Source organism: Sphingomonas sp. MM-1, from assembly GCF_000347675.2.
In the GTDB taxonomy this organism is placed as follows: domain Bacteria; phylum Pseudomonadota; class Alphaproteobacteria; order Sphingomonadales; family Sphingomonadaceae; genus Sphingomonas_E; species Sphingomonas_E fennica.
Window position 1 is genome coordinate 2,167,500 of record NC_020561.1, and the last position, 15,556, is coordinate 2,183,055.

Annotated in this window: 18 protein-coding genes; 11 read left to right on the plus strand and 7 right to left on the minus strand. The window is 68.8% G+C overall.

Features of this window, described 5'->3' with window-relative positions; genetic code table 11:
• The first annotated feature begins 196 nt into the window (after positions 1 to 196).
• Together G432_RS10500 and G432_RS10505 are read left to right on the plus strand one after the other, a co-directional pair.
• A complete protein-coding gene (locus G432_RS10500; RefSeq protein ID WP_015458798.1) occupies positions 197 to 1,594 on the plus strand; it encodes a sigma-54-dependent transcriptional regulator in 1,398 nt (465 codons plus the stop codon).
• On the plus strand, positions 1,584 to 2,924 hold the full coding sequence (locus G432_RS10505; RefSeq protein WP_015458799.1) for a sensor histidine kinase: 1,341 nt from the start codon (positions 1,584 to 1,586) through the stop codon (positions 2,922 to 2,924). The genes G432_RS10500 and G432_RS10505 overlap by 11 nt, the downstream gene beginning before the upstream one ends.
• 96 nt (positions 2,925 to 3,020) lie before the next feature.
• Here the strand turns inward: G432_RS10505 and G432_RS10510 are convergent, their stop codons facing one another.
• The 4 genes from G432_RS10510 to G432_RS10525 all read right to left on the minus strand — a co-directional run bounded on the left by G432_RS10510 (position 3,021) and on the right by G432_RS10525 (position 5,955).
• Positions 3,021 to 3,218 (minus strand): hypothetical protein, encoded by a 198-nt coding sequence (locus tag G432_RS10510; protein ID WP_015458800.1) that lies wholly within the window; start codon positions 3,216 to 3,218, stop codon positions 3,021 to 3,023.
• A gap of 75 nt (positions 3,219 to 3,293) precedes the next feature.
• A complete protein-coding gene (locus G432_RS10515; RefSeq protein ID WP_015458801.1) occupies positions 3,294 to 3,824 on the minus strand; it encodes a nuclear transport factor 2 family protein in 531 nt (176 codons plus the stop codon).
• 126 nt (positions 3,825 to 3,950) lie between these two features.
• Positions 3,951 to 5,339 carry a class II fumarate hydratase gene (gene fumC / locus G432_RS10520; RefSeq protein ID WP_015458802.1) on the minus strand — a complete coding sequence of 463 codons (1,389 nt, stop codon included), beginning with the start codon at positions 5,337 to 5,339 and terminating at the stop codon, positions 3,951 to 3,953.
• 136 nt (positions 5,340 to 5,475) lie between these two features.
• Positions 5,476 to 5,955: an SspB family protein gene (locus tag G432_RS10525; protein ID WP_015458803.1), complete on the minus strand. Its 480-nt coding sequence runs from the start codon at positions 5,953 to 5,955 to the stop codon at positions 5,476 to 5,478.
• Positions 5,956 to 6,034: 79 nt separating this feature from the next.
• Here G432_RS10525 and hisB point away from each other — a divergent pair, with 79 nt between their 5' ends.
• From hisB to G432_RS10560, 7 genes are all read left to right on the plus strand, one after another.
• The gene (gene hisB / locus G432_RS10530; protein ID WP_015458804.1) at positions 6,035 to 6,661 is read left to right on the plus strand and encodes an imidazoleglycerol-phosphate dehydratase HisB; all 627 of its coding nucleotides are present in this window, start codon (positions 6,035 to 6,037) and stop codon (positions 6,659 to 6,661) included.
• Positions 6,651 to 7,274: an imidazole glycerol phosphate synthase subunit HisH gene (gene hisH, locus G432_RS10535; RefSeq protein WP_015458805.1), complete on the plus strand. Its 624-nt coding sequence runs from the start codon at positions 6,651 to 6,653 to the stop codon at positions 7,272 to 7,274. The genes hisB and hisH overlap by 11 nt, the downstream gene beginning before the upstream one ends.
• Positions 7,275 to 7,330: 56 nt before the next feature.
• The gene (hisA, locus tag G432_RS10540; protein ID WP_015458806.1) at positions 7,331 to 8,062 is read left to right on the plus strand and encodes a 1-(5-phosphoribosyl)-5-[(5-phosphoribosylamino)methylideneamino]imidazole-4-carboxamide isomerase; all 732 of its coding nucleotides are present in this window, start codon (positions 7,331 to 7,333) and stop codon (positions 8,060 to 8,062) included.
• The gene (gene hisF, locus G432_RS10545; RefSeq protein ID WP_015458807.1) at positions 8,059 to 8,820 is read left to right on the plus strand and encodes an imidazole glycerol phosphate synthase subunit HisF; all 762 of its coding nucleotides are present in this window, start codon (positions 8,059 to 8,061) and stop codon (positions 8,818 to 8,820) included. Before hisA ends, hisF begins: the two co-directional genes overlap by 4 nt.
• Before the next feature lie 35 nt (positions 8,821 to 8,855).
• Entirely contained in the window at positions 8,856 to 9,176 is a 321-nt protein-coding gene (locus tag G432_RS10550) for a phosphoribosyl-ATP diphosphatase (RefSeq protein WP_015458808.1), read from the plus strand.
• Between the two features lie 20 nt (positions 9,177 to 9,196).
• Positions 9,197 to 9,577, plus strand: coding sequence for a histidine triad nucleotide-binding protein (locus tag G432_RS10555; RefSeq protein ID WP_015458809.1), 381 nt, complete (start codon positions 9,197 to 9,199; stop codon positions 9,575 to 9,577).
• Positions 9,578 to 9,676: 99 nt separating this feature from the next.
• A complete protein-coding gene (locus G432_RS10560; protein WP_015458810.1) occupies positions 9,677 to 11,239 on the plus strand; it encodes an amino acid permease in 1,563 nt (520 codons plus the stop codon).
• Positions 11,240 to 11,322: 83 nt separating this feature from the next.
• Here the strand turns inward: G432_RS10560 and G432_RS10565 are convergent, their stop codons facing one another.
• Both G432_RS10565 and hisC read right to left on the minus strand, forming a co-directional pair.
• Complete coding sequence (locus tag G432_RS10565; protein WP_015458811.1) at positions 11,323 to 12,231, minus strand: prephenate/arogenate dehydrogenase family protein; 909 nt, start codon at positions 12,229 to 12,231, stop codon at positions 11,323 to 11,325.
• Complete coding sequence (hisC, locus tag G432_RS10570) at positions 12,231 to 13,343, minus strand: histidinol-phosphate transaminase (RefSeq protein ID WP_015458812.1); 1,113 nt, start codon at positions 13,341 to 13,343, stop codon at positions 12,231 to 12,233. The genes G432_RS10565 and hisC overlap by 1 nt, the downstream gene beginning before the upstream one ends.
• A gap of 118 nt (positions 13,344 to 13,461) precedes the next feature.
• On the opposite strand from hisC, the gene G432_RS10575 reads away from it, so the two are divergent.
• Both G432_RS10575 and G432_RS10580 read left to right on the plus strand, forming a co-directional pair.
• Entirely contained in the window at positions 13,462 to 13,749 is a 288-nt protein-coding gene (locus G432_RS10575) for a hypothetical protein (protein ID WP_144062030.1), read from the plus strand.
• A 192-nt stretch (positions 13,750 to 13,941) separates the two neighbouring features.
• Positions 13,942 to 14,163 (plus strand): hypothetical protein, encoded by a 222-nt coding sequence (locus tag G432_RS10580; protein WP_041864879.1) that lies wholly within the window; start codon positions 13,942 to 13,944, stop codon positions 14,161 to 14,163.
• Positions 14,164 to 14,190: 27 nt separating this feature from the next.
• Here the strand turns inward: G432_RS10580 and G432_RS10585 are convergent, their stop codons facing one another.
• The gene (locus G432_RS10585; protein ID WP_015458815.1) at positions 14,191 to 15,474 is read right to left on the minus strand and encodes a DUF445 domain-containing protein; all 1,284 of its coding nucleotides are present in this window, start codon (positions 15,472 to 15,474) and stop codon (positions 14,191 to 14,193) included.
• Positions 15,475 to 15,556 lie beyond the last annotated feature (82 nt).

Sequence of the window (15,556 nt, forward strand, 5' to 3'; positions counted from 1 at the left end):
CACGGATTTCAGCGCTTTGGCCGCCGGTCGCGGTGGCCGGGTGTCCGTTTCCGGACAGATGATGTGTCCGGTCGCGGACAGTGGCCGGCCATCGCCGCGAAACGGGCCGGCGGGCGCGGGGCCTTGCGGAAATGGCACGCTATTTGATTGTCCGGTTTCGGACAGGCCCTAGAAGGGGCGCTGGAAAGGGAGCGGAATGGCGGGCGAACGATCTTTTGACCTCTGCCTGGTGGTGGACGATGACGAGGATATCCTCCTCGCCGCGCGGCTGCTGCTGCGCCAGCTCTTCCGGGATGTGGTGACGACCACCTCGCCGGAGGAAGCGCTGGCGCTGATGCGCGCGCGTGAGCCGGATGTGATCCTGCTCGACGCCAATTTCGCGCGCGGGGCGACCGACGGGGCGGAAGGGTTCCGCTGGCTGGGGCGGATGCTGGAGGCCGATCCCCAGGCGGTGATCGTGCTCATCACCGCCCATGGCGGGGTGCAGGTGGCGGTGAACGCCATGAAGCAGGGGGCGACCGATTTCGTCACCAAGCCCTGGGCCAACGAACGCCTGCTCGCCACCGTCCGCACCGCCGCGGCGCTGCGCGCCTCGCGCCGGGAGACGGGGGTGGAAAAAGCGCGCGCCGCCGCGATCGCCGCCCCGCCGGCGGGCGAAACGCCGCTGCTCGGCCGGTCGCCGGCGATGGCGCATGTGCTGTCCCTGATCGAACGCGCCGCGCCCACCGACGCCAACGTGCTGATTCTGGGCGAAAACGGCACCGGCAAGGAACTGGTCGCGCGCGAGATCCACCGCCGCTCCCGCCGCGCCGATGGCGTCATGCTGTCAGTCGATCTCGGCGCCGTGGCGGACAATCTGTTCGATTCGGAACTGTTCGGCCATGTAAAGGGTGCCTTCACCGACGCCCGCGCCGATCGCATCGGCCGGATGCAGGCGGCGGACGGCGGCACGCTGTTCCTCGACGAGGTGGGCAATCTGCCCCTCCACCTCCAGCCCAAGCTGCTGACCGCGCTCGAACAGCGCAGGGTGACGCCGGTGGGCGCCAACCGCCCCGTCGACATCGACGTCCGCGTGGTTGCCGCCACCAACCTCGCCCCGGATCGGCTGGCCGACGAGTCTGTCTTCCGCCCGGACCTCCTGTTCCGCCTTAACACCGTGGAGATCGAACTGCCGCCGCTCCGCCGCCGGCGCGAGGATATTCCGCTGCTGCTCGATAATTTCCTGCGCTTCTACGCCCGCAAATATGGCGCGCCCGAACGCGCCGTGCCGGCCGATCTCCTGGCGGAGCTGGTCGCCTATGACTGGCCCGGCAATGTCCGCGCGTTGCGCCATGCGGCCGAACGCGCGGTGGTGCTGGCGCGGGGCGACAGCTTCGCCGTCGCCGATTTCCCGCTGCCGCGCGCCAGCGCGCCGATCCGGCTTTCGCCCGCCGCCGCCCCGCCGCCCGCGCAGGACCTCAACCTCGAACGCGCCGAGCGGCAGATGATCGAACGCGCCCTGAAGAAGCATGCCTACAATATCTCGGCCGCCGCGGCCGAGCTGGGGCTGACGCGGGGATCGCTCTATCGCAGGATGGAAAAGCATGGGCTTTAGGCGCGCCTTCGCGATCGGCCTCGCCTGGCGGGTGGCGCTGCTGCTGGCGGCGGCGATGCTGCTGATGTGGACGTTGCACCAGCCGGATCTCGGCGCCACGCGGATCGTGGCGGGCGCGGCGGTGATCGCGGCCGCCGTTCATCTCTGGGGCCATATCCGCCGCACCAACATGGAAGTGGCGCGCTTCGTTGAAAGCCTGGGCCATGGCGATCTTTCGCAGGCTTTCGGCCGGGCGGGCGCGGGCAGCGGCTTCGACGAGCTTGGCCGCACGCTCGACCAGGCGATGCGCCGGCTGCGCGAGGAACGGCTGGCGATCGCGGACGAGGGCCGGTTCGCGGCCGCGCTGGTGGATGAATCGCCGACCGCGCTCCTCACCATCGACGATGAAGGGCGGATCGATCTGGCGAACAAGGCGGCGCGCAAGCTGTTCCGCCGTGTGGCCGGAGTCCGGCGCGAGGATTTCGCCATCCACGGATCGACCTTCACCACCGCGCTGGAGGCGATCCGCCCCGGCGAGCGGCGGCTGACGACGATGCTGCTGGATGGTGCCGCCCAGCGGGCGATGCTGGTCGCCGCCGGAATCGCCCGCATGGGCGCGGAGATGCGGCTGGTTTCGGTGCAGCCGATCCAGAGCGAGCTCAACGCCGTGGAGATCGGCGCGCAGGCCGATCTGGTGCGGGTGCTGACGCATGAGATCATGAATTCGATGACGCCCGTCACCTCGCTCGCCGCCAGCGCCGCCGGGCTGATGCGCGAGGTGGATGACGGCCGCGATCCCGCGATCGGCGATGCCCGCCTGGCGGTGGAGACGCTGGCCCGGCGCGCGGCCGGGATCATGCATTTCGTGGAAACCTACCGCCAGTTCATCCGCACGCCCGAGGTGGCGGTGCGCCGCTTCGCCGGGCGGCCCTGGGCGGAGGAGATAGGCCGGCTGTTCGCGGCGTCGGCGCAGGGCGGGGACGTGCGGCTGGACGTGGCCGTGCCCGATGACATGCTGGTCGATGGCGATCCCGATCTGCTGGCGCAGGTGGCGATCAACCTCCTCAAGAACGGGGCCGAGGCGGCCGCCGGCCATGCGGCGGAGCCCGCGGTACGGCTGGAGCTGACGCCGATGCCCGGCGGCCGCACGCTGATCGCGATCACGGACAACGGCCCCGGCGTGCCGGCGGGGTTCCGCGACGACGTGTTCCTGCCCTTCTTCACCACCAAGTCCAATGGCACCGGCGTCGGTCTCAGCCTCGCCCGCCGGATCGTGGTGGCGCATGGCGGCACCATCGCGCTGGCGCCGCCGGAAGAAGCAGACGGCGCGCGCTTCGAGATTTTGATTTGAAACGGCACCGCCCGCTCCCCACGGCCACCCACGGCAATATCCTATGGGTGGCCGGGTAGGGGAGCGGGCTGGTGCCGCTACACGCCGTCGGCCCTCTCAGATGCGCGTGCGATCCCGGTGCCGATCATACGCCTTCTTCGCGACATAGCCCGCGCCGAGGGCGAGGCCGATCGGACCCAGCCGGCGCAGGCCGCCGGCCACCGCCGCGCCGATCACCGCGCCCTTGATGCCGCGGCCGCCCTCGCGCCGTTCGATCTCCCCGCCGACGAGCGCGCCAATCAACTTGCCGATCATTCCATTCCTCCGCCTTACGCGACGGAACAGCGCGTGAAGGCCCCTTGCGGTTCCGTCAAGCGGCGAGGCGGGGGATCAGGCCGCCCAGGATATCATGTGCGAGATATCGGTGCGGTCGGCCGGCTTGCGGCCGGTGCGGGCCAGCAGGTTGGACTTGATCTCGACATCGGCGGGCAGCTTGTCGACGAATTCGATCACGCGATCATATTCGGTGCGGGCGAGCTTCCACGTGCCGTCCACCCGGCGATACTGGTCGCGATAGATCGCCGTGCCTTCGGTGCGGGTGCGATCGGTGAGGTTCACGAAGATATCCTCGAGATACCAGATCCCCTCGGCCGTATCCTCGCCGGTCAGCGTGATTTCGGGCTGGTGGCCCTGGTGCATCGCCGCGCAATCGGAATTGAAGGAATTGGCTAGGAATTCCAGCATGTTTTCCCGGCCCTGCAGCTTCACCTTATAGCCGCCGCCGCGATATTCGACCGAGATGTCGTCGGTGAACATGTCGCTCAACAGGCCGATGTCGGCGGTGTCGATGCCACGGAAGTAGCGATATTTGAGGGTGCGGATATCCTCGAAATCCGAAAGCTGCTGCAGGGTGTAGGCCATGATGCTCTCTCCTAATCGCCCAAGGGCTAGACCCGGCGGCCCCCGCGCGCAATCGCGGGCGCCACTCCCATGGCCGCCCCGCGAAAGCCCGTCGCTTTCGGGGAAAGGACGGGCGGGATCGCCCGATCAGCCGATCATGGTTTCGGGCCGCACCACGCGGTCGAAGGTCGCCTCGTCCACCAGGTCGAGCGCCAGCCCCGCCTCGCGCAGCGTGAGGCCGTTGGCATGGGCATGCTTGGCGATCCTGGCGGCATTGTCATAGCCGATCTCGGGCGCGAGCGCCGTCACCAGCATCAGCGACCGATCGACCAGATCGGCGATGCGGGCGCGGTTCGCCTCCAGCCCCTCGACGCAGCGCCCGGCGAAGCTGTCCATGCCGGTCGCCAGCAGATCGATCGACCGCAGCACGTTCGCGCCGATCATCGGCTTGAAGACATTGAGTTCCAGATGCCCCTGCAGCCCGCCGACGGTGATCGCCTGATGGTTGCCGATCACCTGCGCCGCCACCATCGTCAGCATCTCGCACTGGGTGGGGTTGACCTTGCCGGGCATGATCGAGCTGCCGGGCTCGTTCGCCGGCAGGTCGATCTCGCCCAGTCCCGAGCGTGGGCCAGAACCCAATAGCCGGATATCGTTGGCGATCTTGGTGAGCGACACGGCCAGCGTCGAAAGCGTGCCGGATAAGTGGACGATCGGATCGTTGGAAGCCAGCGCCTCGAACTTGTTGGGCGCGGTCTCGAAGGCGAATCCGGTCAGCCGCGCGATCTCGGCCGCGATCGCCTCGCCGAAGCCCGCTGGCGCGTTGAGCCCGGTGCCCACCGCCGTTCCGCCCTGCGCCAGCAGCGCCATGCCGTGGCGCACCGCCGGCTCGATCCGGCGGCGGTCGCGATAGATCTGGTGGGCATAGCCGGAAAATTCCTGGCCGAGAGTGAGCGGCGTCGCATCCTGCAAATGGGTGCGGCCGATCTTGACGATATCGGCCCATTCTTTCGCCTTGGCCTCCAGCGCGGCATAAAACCGGTCGATCGCCGGGAACAGTCGCCGCTCGGCGGCGAGCGCGGCGGCGACATGCAAAGCGGTGGGAAAGCTGTCGTTGGAGGATTGGCCGCGATTCACGTCGTCATTGGGGTGGACGGGGCTCTTGCCGCCGCGCGTGCCGGTCAGCAGCTCGTTGGCGCGGCCGGCGATCACCTCGTTCACGTTCATGTTCGATTGGGTGCCCGATCCCGTCTGCCAGATGACGAGGGGGAACTGGTCGTCCAGCTTGCCGGCGGCGACCTCGGCGGCGGCGGCCTCGATCGCATCCGCCTTCTCGCCCGCCAGCCCGCGCGCCCGGTTAACGTGCGCTGCCGCCTGCTTCACGATGGCGAGCGCATGGACGATGCCGATCGGCATCCGCTCCGTGGCGCCGAAGGGGAAATTCTCGATCGAACGCTGGGTCTGCGCGCCCCAATAGGCGTCGGCGGGAACCTCGATCGCGCCCAGGCTGTCGGTTTCGGTGCGGGTAGCGGACATGCTCGTCTCCGTATGCCGGCGGACGGCCCCGCCGTGCCTGCGAAGATGGCGCGTGACGGCACCGGATTCCAGCGCCGCCCGGAAAATTCCGGGGCGCCGACGGCCGATACCGCTACGGAGGCCCGCCGGCCGCCGCTTATTTCTTGCGGGTGAAATCCACCGAGACGACGTTGGAGCCGTCCTCGATCGGCTCGGCGATCGGGGCGTCGTTGCCGGCGGCGGCGGTTTCCTGCGGCTCGTCGTCGTCCTGCGCCTGGAACTGCAGGGCGAAATTCACGGCCGGATCGACGAAGCCCGTCACCGCCGCGAAAGGAATCACCAGCTTGGCCGGCATCTGGTTGAACGAAAGGCCCACCTCGAACGCGTCGGGGCGCACCTTCAGGTCCCAGAAACGGTGCTGGATGACGATCGTCATCTCGTCCGGGAAGCGTTCCGTCAGGTGCTGCGGAATGTCCACGCCGGGCGCATGCGTCTTGAAGGTGATGTAGAAATGGTGCTGGCCGGGCAGCCCGCCATTGGCCTGCACTTCGCCGAGCACGCGGCCGACGACGGCGCGCAGGGCCTCCTGCACGATCTCGTCATAGGGAATCAGGCTGTCGGGCGGTGTCTCGCTCATGCCTGCCTTCGTGGACATTGTGCCATTCAGGGTCAATAGCCTCGTTGCGTGATCGGGTGACGACGCTATAGCGACGGCCATGCGCACGGCCACTATCCAGCGGACGACCAGCGAGACCGACATCCGCGTCGAACTGAATCTCGACGGGACCGGCAGCTATGAGGTGTCGACCGGCATCGGCTTCCTCGATCATATGATCGAGCAGCTTTCCCGCCACTCGCTGATCGACCTCAAGGTCGCGGTGAAGGGCGATCTCCATATCGATCAGCATCATACGGCGGAGGACAGCGCGATCGCGATCGGCGAGGCGCTGACCAGGGCCCTGGGCGATCGCCGGGGCATCACCCGTTACGGCACGGCCTATGCGCCGATGGACGAGACGCTGACCCGCGTCGCCATCGACATTTCGGGCCGGCCCTATCTGGTGTGGCGCACCGAATTTTCCCAGGCCCGGCTGGGCGAGATGGATTCGGAGCTGTTCGAGCACTGGTTCCACAGCTTCGCGCAGGCGGCCGGCATCACGCTGCATGTCGAGACGCTCTACGGCCGCAACAATCATCATATCGTCGAAAGCGCCTACAAGGCGCTGGCCCGCGCGCTCCGCATCGCGGTGGAGATCGACCCGCGCAAGGCGGATGCGGTGCCCTCGACCAAGGGCACGCTCGGGGGGACCGGCGGGAACGAGATCGGGGATCATGGCGGCTGAGCGCATCGCGCTCGTCGATTATGGCGCGGGCAATCTGAGATCGGTGGAAAACGCGCTCCGGGCGGCCGGGGCGGAACGGGTGGACGTCACCGCCGATCCCGCCATGGTGCTGGCGGCCGACCGCATCGTGCTGCCCGGCGTCGGCGCCTTTGCCGCCTGCATGGGCGCGCTTTCGGCGATTCCCGGCATGGTCGATGCGATGGCGGAGGCGGTGCGGGTGCGCGGCCGGCCCTTCCTGGGCGTGTGCGTGGGCATGCAGCTGCTGGCCGATGCGGGCGAGGAACATGGCCGCCATGCCGGGCTCGGCTGGATCGGCGGCACGGTGCGCGCGCTGGAACCCGCCGATCCGGCGCTCAAGGTGCCGCACATGGGCTGGAACGACGTGCGGCCCACCGGCATCGCCCCGCTGATCGAGGTGGGCGAGGCCTATTATCTCCACAGCTTCGCCTTCGACGGCGTCGATCCCGCGCATCTGGCGGCGACCACCGATCATGGCGGCCCGGTGACGGCGGCGGTGGCGCGCGACACGATCGTCGGCGTGCAGTTCCACCCGGAAAAGAGCCAGGCCTACGGCCTCGCCTTCCTCGCCCGCTTCCTCGGCTGGCGGCCGTGAACGGGCAAGCGGGGCGACAGCATCGTGCAGGATAACAGGAAGATGGGTCGAACCGCATGAGCCTTATCGTCTTTCCCGCCATCGATCTGAAGGACGGGCAGGTCGTGCGCCTGGCCGAAGGCGATATGGCCCGCGCCACCGTCTATGGCGACGATCCGGCGGCGCAGGCGGCGATCTTCGCGGAAGCGGGTGCCGATCATCTCCACGTCGTCGATCTGGACGGCGCCTTTGCCGGCCGCGCGGTGAACGCCGATGCGGTCGAAGCGATCATCCGCGGCTTCCCCGGCAAGGTGCAGGTGGGCGGCGGCATCCGCGATCGCGCGGCGGTCGATCGCTGGCTGGGGCTCGGCGTCGATCGGGTGGTGATCGGATCGGCGGCGCTCGACGATCCCGAATTCGTGAAGCAGGCCGCGCGCGATCTGCCCGGCCGCATCGTCGTCGGCGTCGATGCGCGCGACGGCATGGTCGCCACCCATGGCTGGGCGGACGTGTCCGACGTGCCGGTGGTGGAGCTGGCCCAGCGCTTCGCCGATGTCGGCGTGGCGGCCCTGCTCTTCACCGATGTCGGCCGCGACGGCCTGCTCAAGGGCTGCAATGTCGATGCGACGGTCCGCCTGGCGCGGCACACGCGGATCCCGGTGATCGCCTCGGGCGGCGTCGCCGATCTCGGCGACATATTGGAACTGGCCCGCAATGCGAGCGAGGGGATCGAAGGCGTCATCACCGGCCGCGCCCTCTATGACGGCCGGCTCGATCTGCGCGCGGCGCTTTCGGTGGCGCGGGGATGACGGTCCGCACCCGGATCATCCCCTGCCTCGACGTGGCCGGCGGCCGCGTCGTCAAGGGCGTGAACTTCGTCGACCTCGCCGATGCCGGCGATCCCGTGGAGCAGGCGCGCGTCTATGACGCGGCCGGGGCGGACGAGCTTTGCTTCCTCGACATCACCGCCACGCACGAAGGGCGCGGCACCATCCTCGATGTGGTGGCGCGCACCGCCGCCGTCTGCTTCATGCCGTTGACGGTGGGCGGCGGCGTCCGCAGCGCCGATGATGCGCGCGCCCTGCTGCTGGCGGGCGCGGACAAGGTGGCGGTGAATTCCGCCGCCGTCGCCCGGCCGGAGCTCGTCGCCGAAATGGCCGAGCGGTTCGGCGCGCAATGCGTGGTGGGCGCGGTGGATGCCCGCGCGGTGGCGCCCGGCCGGTGGGAGATCTTCACCCATGGCGGCCGCAAGCCCACCGGGATCGATGCCGTTGCCCATGCCGTGCGGCTGGCGGAACTGGGCGCGGGCGAGCTGCTCGTCACCTCGATGGACCGGGACGGCACGCGCGACGGCTATGATCTGGCGCTCACCCGCGCGATCGCGGACAGGGTGCGCGTGCCGGTGATCGCCAGCGGCGGCGTCGGCGCGCTCGACCATCTCGTCGCCGGGGTGGTGGAAGGCCATGCCAGCGCCGTGCTCGCCGCCTCGATCTTCCATTTCGGCCAGCATTCCATTGCCGAGGCCCGCGCCGCGCTGCGCGCCGCCGGCCTGCCCGTCCGCGCGTGATTGACGGCGGCGGGGGGCACGCGGCAGTTAGGCACATGGCCGATACCCTCACCCGCCTGGAAGCCACCGTCCGCGCCCGCAAGGGCGGCGATGCCGCGACCTCCTATGTCGCTCGCCTGTTCACGCGCGGGCGGCCCAAGATCGCCCAGAAACTGGGGGAGGAGGCGGTGGAGACCGTGATCGCGGCCATGGCCGGCGATCGCGCGGAGGTGATCAAGGAATCCGCCGACCTCCTGTTCCACCTCACGGTGCTGCTGGCGGAGATGGACGTGCCGCTGGCCGACGTGCTGGCCGAGCTCGATCGGCGCGAGGGCCTGTCCGGTCTCGCCGAAAAGGCGGCGCGGCCGGCGGAATAGGATAATCAAGGAACGGAAAGATGCCGATCGACGCCACCCAACCCTATGACGACGGCAATATCTTCGCCAGGATATTGCGGGGCGAGCTGCCGGCGAAGCGCGTCTATGAGGATGATTTCGCTCTGGCTTTCCACGATATCAATCCGCAGGCGCCGACCCACATATTGGTGATCCCCAAGGGCGCCTATGTCTCGTGGGACGATTTCAGCGCCAGGGCGAGCGATGCCGAGATCGCCGGCTTCGTCCGCGCCGTCGGCCAGGTCGCGCGCGCGGCCGGGCTGGTGGAGCCGGGCTACCGCCTCCTCGCCAATACCGGCCTCGACAGCCATCAGGAGGTGCCGCACCTCCACGTCCATATCTTCGCCGGGCGGCCGCTGGGGCCGATGCTCGCCCACATATAATCTGTTGCGCGGTGAAGATTAGCCTTTAGGCTCACGCCAACGTCATTCCGGGCGCGGCCGCGCATTGCCGCAGCCCGTCTGCTTCGGGGAAAGCACCTCATGATATTCGGGCGCGTCAAATCACTCGACGCCATTCTGCGAACCGCAGAGAAAAAATCGCTGCACCGCTCGCTGGGCGCGCTGCAGCTCACCTTGCTCGGCGTCGGCGCCATCATCGGCACCGGTATCTTCGTCCTCACGTCGGAAGCGGCGCAGAAGGCCGGGCCGGGCATGATGATCAGCTTCGTCATCGCCGGCGCGGTCTGCGCGGTGGCGGCGCTCTGCTATTCGGAACTGGCGTCGATGGTGCCGGTCTCGGGATCGGCCTACACCTATACCTATGCGGTGATGGGCGAATTGCTCGCCTGGCTGGTGGGCTGGGCGCTCGTCCTCGAATATGCGGTCGCGGCATCGGCGGTGTCGGTCGGCTGGTCCGGCTATTTCGTCGGGCAGATGCGGGGCTGGTTCGGCATCGATCTGCCGCCGGAACTGGTCAGCGGCCCGTTCGCGGGCGGCATCATCAACCTGCCGGCGGTGGTGATCGCGATGCTGATCACCGCGCTCCTGATCCGCGGCACCACCGAAAGCGCGCGGGTGAATGCGGTCCTCGTCGCCATCAAGGTGACGGCGCTCACCATCTTCATCGTCCTCGCCATCCCGGTGATGCGGATGGAGAATTTCGAACCCTTCACGCCGATGGGCTGGGCGGGCAGCAACGGCGCCGGCGTGATCGGCGCGGCGGCCTCGATCTTCTTCGCCTATGTCGGCTTCGATGCGGTCTCGACCGCGGCGGAGGAGACCAAGAACCCGCAGCGCAACGTGCCGCTGGGCCTGATCGGATCGCTGGCGATCTGCACCATCTTCTACATGCTGGTGGCGGCAGGCGCGATCGGATCGCCGCTGGGGTCGCAGCCGGTGATGAGCGCGCTGGGCGACTGGCTGGCGCCGGGATCCAAGGAACTGGCCGATCGCTGCCAGGTGCTGGCCGGCATCGGCAGCGAGCCGCTCAGCTGCTCCAAGGAAGCGCTGGCGCACGTGCTGCGCGAGATCGGCTATTTCAAGGTTGGCAACCTGATCGGCCTCGCCGCCTTCCTGGCGCTGCCGTCGGTGATCCTGGTCATGATCTACGGCCAGACGCGCATGTTCTTCGTGATGTCGCGCGATGGCCTGCTGCCGGAACGGCTGTCCACCGTCCACCCGACCTGGAAGACGCCACATATCATCACCGCGATCACCGGCATCGGCGTCACCCTGGCGGCCGCCTTCCTGCCGGTGGGCAAGCTCGCCGACATCGCCAATGCCGGCACGCTCTTCGCCTTCATCGCGGTCGCGATCGCGGTCGTGCTGCTGCGCCGCCGCGATCCGGCCCGCCACCGCCCGTTCCGCACGCCGGCGCTCTGGTTCGTCGCGCCGGCGACGGTGATCGGCTGCGTCGGCCTCTATCTCAGCCTGCCGTTCGAGGCGCAGATGGTGCTGCCGATCTGGGGCGGCGTCGGCCTCATCCTCTACTTCGCCTATGGCTATCGCAAGAGCCATGTCGGCCGGGGCCTCGTCGAGGTGCCGGAGCTGGACGCCGATGCCCCGCCCTCGCCGGGCGAGGTGGAGCGGCCGTTCAACAGCTGACCGGACAAGCCTCCGGCAAAGAAAAAGGCCCGCCCCCGGACAAGGGGCGGGCCTTTCTCGTTTTCGGGGCGGTGCGGCCCGGCCTATTCGTGGCTGCGGCCGAAATCGGGGCGGGCGTCGTCCTGCCCCTGCTCGATGATCGAACGGCGGATCGCTCGGGTGCGGGTGAACAGGTCGAACAAGGCGTCGCCGTCCCCCCAGCGGATCGCGCGCTGGAGCGCGGTCAGGTCCTCGGAGAAACGTTGGAGCATCTCCAGCACCGCATCCTTGTTGGCCAGGAACACGTCGCGCCACATCGTCGGGTCGGATGCGGCGATGCGGGTGAAATCGCGGAAGCCGCCGGCCGAATATTTGATCACCTCGCTCTGCGTCACCTCCTCCAGGTCGGAAGCGGTGCCGACGATGGTATAGGCGATCAGGTGGGGCAGGTGGCTGGTGATGGCGAGCACGAGGTCATGGTGCCGCGCGTCCATGATCTCCACCTTCGCGCCCAGCCCTTCCCAGAAGGCGGTGAGCCGGACGATGGCGGCCTCGCCCGCGCCTTCGGGCGGGGTGAGGATGCACCAGCGGCCGTGGAACAGCGTGGCGAAGCCCGCGTCCGGCCCGCTATTCTCGGTGCCGGCCACCGGATGGGCGGGGATGATGGTGGCGCCGGGCAGGGCCGCCTGCAGCGCGGCCTCCACGCCCGCCTTGGACGATCCGACGTCGCTGACGATCGCGTCCGCCGGCAGGTCCGCCGCGATCGCCGCCGCCACCGTCGCCATCGCGCCCACCGGCACGCACAGGATCACCAGATCGGCATCGGTGACGGCCGCGCCCGGCGTATCGGCGACATCGTCGACAAGGTCGATCGCCACCGCCCGCGCGCGGACGCCGGGATCGGCATCATGGCCGGTCAGCCGCACCGTCGGCATGTGCTGGCGCACCGCGCGGGCGATCGAGGAGCCGATCAGCCCCAGCCCGATGATCGAAACCCGCGCGAACGGCAGCATCAGGCCGCCTCGGTCGCGCTCGCGCCGACGATCCGGCGCAGCGCGTCGGCCAGGCCGCGCGTCTCCGCCTCGGTCCCGATCGATATGCGCAGCGCCTGCGGCAGGCCCTGGCCGGGCAGCCAGCGGACGATATAGCCGTGATCCATCAGCGCCTTATAGGCCTGCTCCGCCGTCACCTCGCCTTCGAACAGGACGAGGATGAAATTGGCCTTGGAGGGCACCGCGCGCAGGCCGGCATTGCCGAGGCTCGCGATCTCGCCCTCCAGCCAGGCGCGCCAGCGATCGTTATGCGCGCGGCTGTGGGCGACGAAGGCCTTGTCCTCCAGCGCCGCGACCGCCGCCATCTGGCCGGCGGTGGTGACGTTGAAGGGCGCGCGGATCTTGTGCATCGCCTGGATCACCGGCGCCGGGCCGTAACCCCAGCCGATCCGTTCCGCCGCCAGCCCGAAGATCTTGGAAAAGGTGCGCGTCACCAGCACGTTGGATGCGGTCTGCGCCAGCTCGAAGGCGCCGTCGTCATCGGCGGGATCGAGATATTCGGCATAGGCCTGGTCGACGACGAACAGGCAGTCCGAAGGCAGGCCGGCATGCAGGCGCATCAGGTCCGCGCTCGGGATGAAGGTGCCCGTCGGATTGTTGGGATTGGCGATGAAGACGACGCGGGTGCGATCGGTGACATGCGCCAGCAGCGTATCGACATCGGTGGCGAAATCCGTGTCCGGCGCCTCCACCGGCGTCGCGCCCACGCGGCGCGCGGCGATGGGATAGACGGAAAAGCCGTAGCGGACGAACAGCACCTCGTCGCCCACGCCGGCGAAGGCGCCGGCGGCGAGGTGGAGCACCTCGTCCGATCCGGTGCCGTGGATCACGCGCGCGGGATCGAGGCCATAATGCGCGGCGATCGCCTCGCGCAGCGCGACCGCGCCGGCATCGGGATAACGATCGAGCGACGCGGCCCCGGCGGCGAAGGCGGCCCGCGCCGCTTCGCCCGTGCCGAGCGGATTCTCGTTCGAGGAAAGCTTGGCGACCTTGCGGCCGTCATCGGTGGTGGACCGGCCGGGCACATAGGGCGCGATGGCATCGATCCAGGGCTTGGGGGCAGGCGCAGTCATGGCCCGCGCTTTAGCGCAGCGATGCGGGGAAATACATAGCATCGGGCGGCCTTGCGGTAGCATATTTACGCGACACGCGAATCATGCCAGCAGACGGCGTTCAACTTGGGGGTTGGTAATGAGGCTTAAGCTTTTACTTGGGGCGATGTTGTTGGCGGGGACGGTGCAGGTGCAGGCGCAAACCACGCCGGCGCCACAGGACAATCCCGACGCACCCGAACGGACGGCGGACAACGAGGATCGAATCGTCTGCAAGCGCTTCCAGAAGATCGGCTCGCTCGTCGCATCCTATAAGACCTGCAAGACCGTGCGGGAATGGCGGCGGGAGCGCGATAATATCCGGACCAATAGGGGGGGCGGTGCGTGCGGCGGAACTGCCGAAACGGGGATGTGCGGCGGTTCATAGGAATAATATTGAATAAGATCGCGCGTTCGCGGCCAACCGGATAACTATGCTTTAGCCGTATCTTGGCAACCGCGACACTTCGCCGCGCCGCGGCCTCGCTTCATGGCGGCGGCGGGCCGGATGCGTTTTTCGCAAGGAACCGGCGCGCGCCTTGCCGCATTGCAGCATCGTCCAGAGGCGGAGGCTGCATTGATGACATCATCCGAACTGCGCGCGCATGCCGACCGCTGTCGCGATGTCGCGCGGAGCTTGCCGGCCGGGGCGTGCCGGCAGGTGCTGATCGATGCCGCGCGGGATTATGATCGCCGTGCCGACAGGCTCGACCTGCTGGCGCGCACTCCGGTGGCGCGCTGGCTGGATCGGTGGGACCATCGGCCCGGATCGGAGATTCCGAACCGGGCGCGCCTCGCTTAAGGACAGGATTCCCAGAGGCTTGTGGGCTCAGCGCAGCGCCGGCAGCCAGGCGTTGGCGGCGTGGATCGCCACGCCGACCAGGCCGCCCACCACCGTGCCGTTGATGCGGATATATTGAAGGTCGCGGCCGACGGCGGCTTCCAGCCGGTCGGTCACCGTCCGTGCATCCCAGCCGCGGATCGTATCCGAAACCAGCCGGACGATCGAATCGCCATAGGCGGCCACCGCGCCCACCGTGGCGCGGCGGGCGAACTGGTTGATGGTGCGGCGCAACCGTTCATCCTGTTGCAGCGTCTCGCCCAATTGGCGCAGCGCCTCGCCCAGGCGGCCGGCCATCGCCGCGTGGGGATCGCGCGCGGCGTTGAGCAGCGCCTCGCGCGCCTGCCGCCACAGGCCGTCGATCCAGGCCGCCACCGCCGGATTGGCGATGATCTCCGCCTTGAACGCGGCCACCTTCGCCTGCATCGCCGGATCATGCTGGAGGTCGAGCGCCAGCGTGGCGAGACCCTCCTCCGCCTTGGCGCGAAGCGGATGGGTTGGGTCCTCCGCCATCTCGGCGAGCAGCTTGTTGAGCCCGTCGACGATGGCGTTGGCCAGCCGCTCATCCAGCCCCGTCCAGCGCATGATCGCGCCGGCGCGCTTGTGCACCATGTCGCGGATCATCGCTTCATTGGCTTCCAGCGTCCGCGCGGCCCACAAGATGATGCCGTCGAGCAGCGGCACATGGCGGTCCTCGGCGATGGCGGCCCGCAGCGACTGGCCTAGCAGCGGCGCGATATCGAGCGCCTTCAGCCGCGCGGCCACGGCGCCCTTCACCATGCCGCCCAGCCTCTGGTCGTCCAGCGATTCGAGGATGGATGCGGCCAGTTTGGACGCGCCTTCGCGCAGCCGTCCTTCGCCCGAAGGCGGCTGGGCGAGGAAACGGCCCGCCGCGGCCGCCACGTCCGCCCGCCGCAGCCGGCGCGCGACCACCGAGGGGATCAGGAAATTATCCCGCAGGAAGGTGGCGAGCGCGCCGCCGATCCTGTCCTTGTTGCGGGGGATGATGGCGGTGTGGGGAATGGGCAGGCCCAGCGGGTGGCGGAACAGCGCGGTGACGGCGAACCAGTCGGCCAGCCCGCCGACCATCGCCGCCTCGGCAAAGGCGCGGACATAGCCCCAGGCCGGCATCCCCCGCGCTTCCTGGCTGCGCGCCAGCACATAGGTGGCGGCCATGGCGACAAGCAGCCCGGTGGCGACGATCCGCATCCCGCGCGTTCCCCCCTGGGCGGGGTTGAAACGGTCGAGTCCGATACGCGCGAGCAATGCCATGTCCGTAACAATGACCGTTACGGCCGAAGGTTCAAGGCGGGGCGGTGTTTTCCTGCCGGGGCGAGGGGGCGGAGCATGGGCG